Origin of the sequence: Actinoplanes sp. NPDC051633 (assembly GCF_040681735.1) — a bacterium.
In the GTDB taxonomy this organism is placed as follows: domain Bacteria; phylum Actinomycetota; class Actinomycetes; order Mycobacteriales; family Micromonosporaceae; genus Actinoplanes.
In genome coordinates, this window is sequence record NZ_JBFAZH010000589.1 from 1 (window position 1) to 4,942 (window position 4,942).

At 70.2% G+C, this 4,942-nt stretch carries 6 protein-coding genes; all 6 read left to right on the plus strand.

From position 1 onward, the window contains the following. Nucleotides 1–706 (plus strand): M24 family metallopeptidase (locus AB0M20_RS27280; protein ID WP_364302919.1); only part of this gene is annotated, 706 nt, incomplete at its 5' end. After that, a complete protein-coding gene (locus tag AB0M20_RS27285) occupies nt 703–1,674 on the plus strand; it encodes a thiamine pyrophosphate-dependent dehydrogenase E1 component subunit alpha (protein ID WP_364302920.1) in 972 nt (323 codons plus the stop codon). The genes AB0M20_RS27280 and AB0M20_RS27285, both read left to right, overlap by 4 nt. Beyond that, a complete protein-coding gene (locus AB0M20_RS27290; protein WP_364302922.1) occupies nt 1,662–2,204 on the plus strand; it encodes a hypothetical protein in 543 nt (180 codons plus the stop codon). The genes AB0M20_RS27285 and AB0M20_RS27290 overlap by 13 nt, the downstream gene beginning before the upstream one ends. 27 nt (nt 2,205–2,231) lie before the next feature. Beyond that, complete coding sequence (locus AB0M20_RS27295) at nt 2,232–2,642, plus strand: transketolase C-terminal domain-containing protein (RefSeq protein ID WP_364302923.1); 411 nt, start codon at nt 2,232–2,234, stop codon at nt 2,640–2,642. A gap of 44 nt (nt 2,643–2,686) precedes the next feature. Next, on the plus strand, nt 2,687–4,051 hold the full coding sequence (locus AB0M20_RS27300; protein WP_364302925.1) for an amidohydrolase family protein: 1,365 nt from the start codon (nt 2,687–2,689) through the stop codon (nt 4,049–4,051). A gap of 316 nt (nt 4,052–4,367) precedes the next feature. After that, on the plus strand, nt 4,368–4,942 hold a 575-nt coding region (locus tag AB0M20_RS27305; protein WP_364302926.1), incomplete at its 3' end, for a response regulator transcription factor.

Here is a 4,942-nt window from a genome sequence, read left to right on the forward strand (position 1 = left end):
ACGCGAGAACGAGTGTGTCGGGCTGGTCAGCAACGTCCTGTACGACCTCGGCAGCGAATACGTCGAGGGTGTCAACGCGATCTCCGGCGAGCGCTGCTCCCCGCACCCGCACGTCTACAGCGACCGGCTGATCCGCCCCGGCGACCCGGCGTTCTTCGACATCCTGCACAGTCACCTGGGCTACCGCACGTGTTACTACCGGTGCTTCGCCGTCGGCAGCGCCTCGCGCGCGCAGCGAGACGCCTACGTCCGCTGCCGGGAGTACATGGATCAGGCCATCGCGCTGGTCAAGCCCGGCGCCACGACCGCCGACATCGTGAGCGTCTGGCCTCGAGCGCAAGACTTCGGCTTCCCCGATGAGGAGGCGGCGTTCGCCCTGCAGTACGGCCATGGCGTCGGTCTGTCGATCTGGGAGAAGCCCATCTTCAGCCGCCTCGTCTCCCTCGACCACCCCGAGGTCCTGGAGGAGGGCATGGTGTTCGCGCTGGAGACGTACTGGCCGGCCGCCGACGGCTGGTCCGCCGCCCGCATCGAGGAGGAGGTCGTGGTCACCGCCGACGGGTGCGAGGTCATCACCAAGTTCCCGGCCGAGGACCTGCTCGTCGCCGGCCGCCGCTACTGGACGGTGGACGGTCCGCTGGCCACGACCCGGGAGAGCCAGTCGCACCTCAACACCGCGGCCGGCCGGAAGGGCGCGGAGAAATGAGCGGCCTGCTCGAGATGTACGAGCAGATGGCCGTGATCCGCCGCACGGAGAAGGCCGCGTACGACCTGTTCATGACCGGCCTGGTGAAGGGCACGACGCACCTCGCCGCCGGTCACGAGGCCGTGGCCGTCGGCGCCAGTGCGGCCCTGCGGCCCGACGACTACGTGTTCGCCACCTACCGGGGCCACCACCACGCGATGGCCCGCGGCGCGACGGCCGAGGAATGCCTCGCCGAGCTGATGAGCCGGGCCACCGGCATCTGCAAGGCCAAGGGTGGCTCGATGCATCTCACCAAGGCCGACCACGGAATGCTCGGCTCGTACGCCATCGTCGGCGCCCACCTGCCGATGGCGGTCGGGGCCGCGTGGTCCGCCCGGCTGCGGGGCACGGGGCAGGTCGCGGTGGCCTTCTTCGGCGACGGTGCCACGAACATCGGCGCGTTCCACGAGGCGCTCAACCTGGCCGCCGTGTGGAAGCTGCCGGTGATCTTCATCTGCGAGAACAACTTCTACATGGAGTACACGCCGATCGGCGCCGTGACCGCGACCGAGCATCCGGCGGCCGGCCGAGCGCCGGCGTACAACATCCCGGCCGAGATCATCGACGGGAACGACGTGGTCACGGTGTGCGAGGCGGTCGGCCGGGCGGTCAAGCGCGCCCGCTCGGGCGACGGGCCCAGCGTGATCGAGGCGGAGACCTACCGGCAGTACGGGCACAGCCGCGCCGACCCGGCCAAATACCGGCCGGCCGAGGAGCTCGAGCGCTGGCTCAAACGTGACCCGATCGACCTCGCCCGCGCCCGCCTAGAGACGCAGGGCATCACACCCGACGAGATCAAGGAGGTCGACGAGCGCGCCCAGCAACACGTCGACGCGGCGGTGGAGGCGGCGCGGAACGCCCCCGAGGCGGATCCGGACGAGGCGACCACCGACGTGTGGGCGGACGGGAGCGCCACATGGCGGACGTGACCACCTATCGCGAGGCGGTGGCCGAAGGGATCGCCCGGGAGATGCGGCGCGACCCCGGCGTCGTCTGCCTGGGCGAGGACATCGGCGCGGCCGAGGGGGTCTTCAAAACGACCGTGGGGTTGTTCCGCGAGTTCGGGCCGGACCGGGTGTGGGACACCCCGATCTCGGAGCAAGCCATCGTCGGCGCGGCCATGGGCGCGGCGATGACCGGACTGCGGCCGGTCGCGGAGATCATGTTCTCCGACTTCCTCGCCTGCTGCTGGGACTACCTGGCCAACGAGATACCCAAGGTCCGCTACATGACCGGCGGCCAGGTGACCGTCCCGCTCGTCGTGCGCACCGCCAACGGAGGTGGGCTGGGCTTCGGCGCCCAGCATTCGCAGGCGGTGGAGAACTGGGCGCTCACCGTACCCGGACAGAAGATCGCCGCACCGTCGACGCCGGCCGACGTGGTCGGCCTGATGGCGTCGGCCATCCGCAGCGACGACCCGGTCGTGTTCTTCGAGCACAAGGGACTGTTCGCCGGCTAGGGGCCGGCGGCACCGCCCGAGCACGTCGTGCCGTTGGGACAGGCGTCGGTCGTGCGCGAGGGTGCCGACGTGACCCTCGTGTCGCTCGCCTACACGGTGCCCATGGCGTTGGCGGCGGCCGAGCGACTGGCCGGCGAGGGGATCTCCGCCGAGGTCGTCGACCTGCGCTGCCTGATCCCGCTCGACATGGCCACCGTGCTGGCCTCCGTCGGGCGCACCTCGCGGCTGGTCGTCGTCGAGGAGAACCCGTACCAGGGCGGTTGGGGCGGCACCGTCGTCTCGATCGTCGCCGATGAGGGCTTCGAGCTGCTCGACGCCCCGATCCGGCGGGTGGCGGCCGCGAACGTACCGCTGCCGTTCGCCGACGCCTTGGAAGACCGCGTGATGCCCACGGTCGACAAGGTCGTCGAAACGGTCAGGAAGCTGGCCGCGTACTAGGAACGCTCAATCAACCGGAACGCCATCGCACCGAAGGGGTGGTCATGACCAACCGGATCCTCTTCCGTGGCGGCCACGTGCTGACCATGGACCGCGCCCTCGGCGACCTGAGCCCGGGCGACGTCCTCATCGAGGACGACAAGATCGCCGCCGTCGAACACACCATCGAAGCCGACGCGGAAATCGTCGACTGCACCGGAAAGATCGTCATTCCCGGCTTCGTCGACACCCACCGCCACACGTGGGAGGCAGCCATCCGCGGCTGCGCGCCCAACGCCACCCTCGACGACTACTTCGTCGAGGTCCTCGACACGTTCGCGCCCGTCTACACCCCCGACGACGTCTACGCGAGCAACCTGGCCGGCTCGCTGGAGTGCCTCAACGCCGGCATCACGACACTCGTCGACTGGTCGCACATCAACAACACGCCGGACCACCCGGACGCCGCCATCCGCGGACTCCAGGAGACCGGCATCCGGGCGCAGTACGCCTACGGCAGCGCCAACACGTCGCTCGCCGACTACTGGTTCGAGAGCAAGATCCGGATTCCGGGCGACGACGTCAAGCGCGTCCGGGAGACGTACTTCTCCTCCGACGACGGTCTGCTCACCATGGGCCTCGCCACGCGGGGCACCGGGTTCTGCATCGACGACGTGGTGTTGTCCGAGTGGCAGCTCGCCCGCGAGCTCGGCATCCCGGTCACGGTGCACGTGGCGATGGGCCGCCTCGCGGGCCGGTTCGCGATGGTCGAGGCGCTGAACCGGCTCAACCTGCTCGGTCCCGACGTCACCTACATCCACTGCTGCTACTTCAGCGACGCCGAGTGGCAGCTGGTCGCCGACTCCGGCGGCAAGATCTCCATCGCGCCCCAGGTCGAGATGCAGATGGGCCATGGCTGGCCGCCGGTGGCCAAGGCGATGTCGTACGGCCTGCGCCCCAGCCTCTCGATCGACGTCGTCACCACGGTTCCGGGCGACATGTTCACTCAGATCCGCAGCGCGTTCGGCACCGACCGGGGCCGCAACAACGCGGTCTGGTGGGAACGCAACGAGCCGGCCGAGGGCAACCTGACCGCTCGCCAGATGTTGGAGATCGCGACGCTCAATGGGGCGCACGTCGCCGGCCTCGAGGACCGCACCGGCTCGTTGACGCCGGGCAAGCAGGCCGACATCGTGGTCATTGATGCGACGGCGATCAACCTGGCACCCGTCCACGACCCGGTCTGCGCCGTCACCCTCGGTGCCGATGTGTCCAACGTGGAGGACGTCCTCGTGGCCGGTGTCTTCCGCAAACGCGGCGGCAAGATGCTGGCCGACATCGGCCGCGCCCGCGACCTCGTCAACCAGTCGCGTGACCGGCTGCTCTCCGAGGTCGAGCGGCGCAAGGCAGCCGCCGCCGCGGAGGCATGACGACCGGCCGTCTCGTCCGCCCGGCCGCCCGGCCAGGGCGATGGCGGCCCGGCTGGCGAAGGGCGGCGTGGGCGGTCAACGTCCTCAACCGCACCCGTACCCGGGGCGGAGATGCTGGCCGCGCGCATCGGCGCGGCTGGCACCGTTCTAACAGTCGTCTCAGTTTCGCTCGGTATGAAGTAGGCATCGCCGGGCGACGCGGGTCTCGGCCTCGCCGGCATGGCCGAACGCGCCGCGCGCTACGGCGGCACGGTCAGCGCCGGCCCCGCACCGGACGGCGGCTGGACCGTCCACGCGACCTTGAAGGCAGCCGTTCATGATCTCTGTGCTCGTGGTGGACGCCCAGCCGCTGCAGCGCTTCGGGTTTCGCATGCTGCTGGAGAGCTCCCCCGACACCGAGATCGTCGGCGAGGCTGAGAACGGCGCCGAGGCCGTTCGGTGGACCAGCGAGCTGCGTCCCGACGTGGTGCTGATGGACATCCGCATGCCGGGTGTCGACGGGATCGAGGCCACCCGGCGCATCGTCGCCGCCGGTGGGCGGTCGCGGATCTTGGTGCTGACGACGTTCGACGTGGACCGGTACGCGTTCGCCGCGCTGCGGGCCGGGGCGAGCGGTTTCCTGCTCAAGGACATCCGCCCGGAAGAGCTGCTGGCCGGCATCCGGGCCGTCGCCGCCGGGGACGCGGTGATCGCGCCGGCGCTGACTCGGCGGCTGCTCGACGCGTTCGCCGACCGGCTCGACGATGACCTGTGCGGGCCCGTGCGGGAGGATCCCCGGCTGGACTCTCTGACCGGCCGCGAGCGCGAGATCCTTGGCGCCATCGGCCACGGCCTCACCAACGGCGAGATCGCGCACCGGTTCACGCTGTCGGAGTCGACGGTGAAGACCCA